This window comes from Raoultibacter timonensis, assembly GCF_900240215.1.
GTDB classification, from domain to species: domain Bacteria; phylum Actinomycetota; class Coriobacteriia; order Coriobacteriales; family Eggerthellaceae; genus Raoultibacter; species Raoultibacter timonensis.
Map to the genome: position 1 here is coordinate 2,218 of NZ_LT964681.1, position 3,275 is coordinate 5,492.

The following is a 3,275-nucleotide window of genomic DNA, read 5'->3' on the forward strand; positions in this document are numbered from 1 at the left end:
GCCGATGATCGCCGTGAGCACGCTTAAAGGCAGCTCGATGGCGAACAGGCAGCGGCACAGATCGTCGATGACGAGCACGTACAGAGCGCCGAGCAGAAGCGACGCGGGAAGCAGCACTTTGTGGTTGGGCCCGACGATCATGTCCTCGGGAGCCACGGTGTTGCCCTTCGACTTCGACATGGTCTCGCCGTTGAGCTTCACCATGCCTTGCGTGAGCAGGTTCTGGAACGGCTCGTCGAAATCCACGAGCCCGATATCGCGCAGCACCTTCACGAAGAAGCGCGAGTAGAGCAGATGGAGGATCGCATGCTCGATGCCGCCGATGTACTGGTCGACGGGCAGCCAGCGGTTCGCCTTCGCCGAATCGAACGGCGCGGCATCGTTGTGCGGATCGGTGTAGCGCAGGAAGTACCACGACGAGCACGTGAACGTGTCCATCGTATCGGTCTCGCGGTGCGCCGGACCGCCGCACACCGGGCAGGTCGTCTCGTAGAACGGCTTGTAGTCTTTGAGCGTCTCGCCCTTCGTGATGTCAACCTCGAGCGGCAGCACCACGGGCAGGTCCTTTTCGGGAACCGGCACGACGCCGCATTTGTCGCAATGGATCGCGGGGATGGGATTGCCCCAGTAGCGCTGGCGCGAGATGAGCCAGTCGCGCAGGCGGAACTCGACCTTGCGGCGACCGCGGCCCATGGCCTCGAGGTCGGCTACGATAGCCGCTTCGCCTTCCGAATGCTTGCCGCCCGCCATGCCGGTGTACGTGCCGGACTGCACGAGGATGCCCTCGGCATCGAACGCGTGGTCCCACGGCACCTGCGTGCGCACGCGCTCGGCAACGCCGCCGATCTCGGGATAGAGCGGATCGTGCTCGGACAGGATGATCGGAATGATGGGCAGATCGTATTTGCGGGCGAACTCGAAATCGCGCTGATCGCCGCACGGCGACGCGCCCGCGTTCGCTGCCGCGCTCGGCGAGGCGACCGCATGCGCCATCATCCAGCAGCCCAACTACTTCGGCATCCTCGAAGATGCGGGCGACCTGATCGAAGCCATCCATGCAGCGGGCGCTAAAGCGATCATGGCAGCCGACCCCGTATCGCTCGGCATCCTCGCAAGCCCCGGTGAACTCGGTGTCGACATCTGCGTGGCCGAGGGGCAATCGCTCGGACTCCCGCTTTCGTTCGGAGGCCCCTACCTCGGCATCATCGCCTGCACCTCGGCGCTCATGCGCAAGCTTCCCGGACGCATCGTCGGGCAAACGCAAGACGCGCAGGGCAATCGCGCGTTCGTCTTGACCTTGCAAGCCCGCGAGCAGCACATCCGCCGCGAGAAGGCCTCGTCGAACGTATGCTCGAACGAAGCGCTCTGTGCGCTCGCCGCGGGCACCTACCTGGCCTGCATGGGCCCCGACGGCCTCGCTCGGGCGGCAAGCTCCAGCTATGCGAAAGCGCACTATCTGGCCGAGCGCCTCTGCGAGATCGACGGGTTCGATCTCGCATGGGATGCGCCGTTCATGAACGAGTTCGCGACCACCTGCTCGTTCGACCCCGCCGCGCTCGAACGAGCGCTCGCCGAGCGCGGCGTACTCATGGGGCTGCCCATCGAGTTTGTTCCCGATGCCGCATCCGGCGGCTCCGGCACGTCCGAAGCCGCAGCCCAAGGGCGTCCGCACGGTTCCCCTAAGCGCGGCATCCTGTGGTGCGCCACCGAAATGAACTCGAAGGCTCAGATCGATGAGGCGGTCGAACTTGTAAAGGAGTGCGTGCGATGAACCTCATATTCGAACTCTCGAAACCCGGCCGCGCTTCCTCCCTTCTGCCGGAATGCGACGTGCCAGCAGCCTTTCCCGACGAGCGGTTTTGCCGTGCCAAGGCGCCCAACCTCCCCGAAGTGGCCGAAGTCGACCTCGACCGCCACTACAACCACCTCGCCGACGAGGCGTTCGGCGTGTGCGACGGGTTCTACCCGCTCGGCTCCTGCACCATGAAGTACAATCCGCGCATCAACGAAGAGATCGCAACGCTTCCCGGATTCGCCGATATCCATCCTTTGCAGCCGGCCTCTACCGTGCAGGGAGCGCTTGAAGCAATGGCGCTCACCTGCAACCTTTTGGCCGAGATCACCGGCATGGACGCCGTCACGCTGCAACCCGCCGCAGGCGCGCACGGCGAGTACACGGGCCTTCTGCTCATCCGCGCCTACCATAAGGCCGCGGGCGACACGGCCCGAACCACGATCATCGTGCCCGATTCGGCTCACGGCACCAATCCCGCCACCGCCTCGATGGCCGGGTTCGACACGGTCAACGTTCCCTCGAACGAGCAAGGCGGCGTCGACCTCGACGCGCTGCGAGCGGCGGTCGGGCCCGATACGGCAGGGCTCATGCTCACCAACCCCAACACGCTCGGCCTGTTCGATCCCAACATCCTCGAGATCTGCGCCATCGTGCACGAGGCGGGCGGCCTGTGCTACTACGACGGAGCGAACCTCAACCCCATCATGGGCATCGTGCGCCCCGGCGATATGGGATTCGACTGCGTGCACCTCAACCTGCACAAAACGTTCTCGACGCCGCACGGCGGAGGCGGACCGGGTTCGGGTCCCGTCGGTTGCAAAGAGCACCTCGCAGCGTTTCTGCCGACTCCCGTCGTCGAGGAGCGTGACGGCGCCTACGTTCTCGTGGAACCCGAGCACTCGATCGGGCGCATGAAATCGTTCTACGGCAACTTCGGCGTAACCGTCCGCGCGCTCGCCTATATCCTCGCCCTCGGCAAAGAAGGCATTCCGCAGGCCGCGCGCACCGCCGTGCTCAACGCAAACTACCTGATGCGCAAGCTCGAGGACCTCTACACCATGCCCTACCCCGGGCCCTGCATGCACGAATTCGTCATGGACCTCGGCCCCCTCAAGGAGGAAACGGGCGCAAGCGCACTCGACGTTGCCAAGCGCTTCCTCGATTTCGGGATGCACCCGCCCACGATGTACTTCCCGCTCATCGTGCACGAGGCCCTCATGGTGGAGCCGACCGAAACCGAAAGCCGCGAGACGCTCGACGCTGCGGCCGAGGCGTTCCGCGCCATCTGGCACGAGGCCCACGAGAACGCAGAAGCGCTGCACAGCGCACCGCTTACGACGAGAATCGGCAGGCCTGACGAGGTGCAGGCGGCGCGCAAGCCCGTCGTCCGCTGGACGCCAGAGGAACCCGAGAGGCCTGCCGCGCAGGAAGGCGCCGAGTAGGCATGGCGAGCCCGATTGCGCCTCACGCAGCCGATGCT

3 protein-coding genes and 1 pseudogene are annotated in these 3,275 nt (G+C 65.3%); 2 read left to right on the forward strand and 2 right to left on the reverse strand.

The genetic code is table 11. The features are described 5' to 3' along the window. Together C1722_RS17690 and C1722_RS12180 are read right to left on the reverse strand one after the other, a co-directional pair. Positions 1–141: iron chelate uptake ABC transporter family permease subunit (locus C1722_RS17690; RefSeq protein WP_342352776.1), on the reverse strand; the 141-nt coding region annotated here is incomplete at its 3' end. Next, positions 136–948: pseudogene (locus C1722_RS12180) on the reverse strand (class I tRNA ligase family protein); the annotation flags it as partial. The gene C1722_RS17690 and the pseudogene C1722_RS12180, both read right to left, overlap by 6 nt. 70 nt (positions 949–1,018) lie before the next feature. On the opposite strand from C1722_RS12180, the gene C1722_RS12185 reads away from it, so the two are divergent. Both C1722_RS12185 and gcvPB read left to right on the forward strand, forming a co-directional pair. Then, the gene (locus tag C1722_RS12185; RefSeq protein WP_244902620.1) at positions 1,019–1,771 is read left to right on the forward strand and encodes a PLP-dependent aminotransferase family protein; all 753 of its coding nucleotides are present in this window, start codon (positions 1,019–1,021) and stop codon (positions 1,769–1,771) included. Continuing rightward, entirely contained in the window at positions 1,768–3,237 is a 1,470-nt protein-coding gene (gcvPB, locus tag C1722_RS12190; protein WP_102379663.1) for an aminomethyl-transferring glycine dehydrogenase subunit GcvPB, read from the forward strand. Before C1722_RS12185 ends, gcvPB begins: the two co-directional genes overlap by 4 nt. Positions 3,238–3,275: the final 38 nt, after the last annotated feature.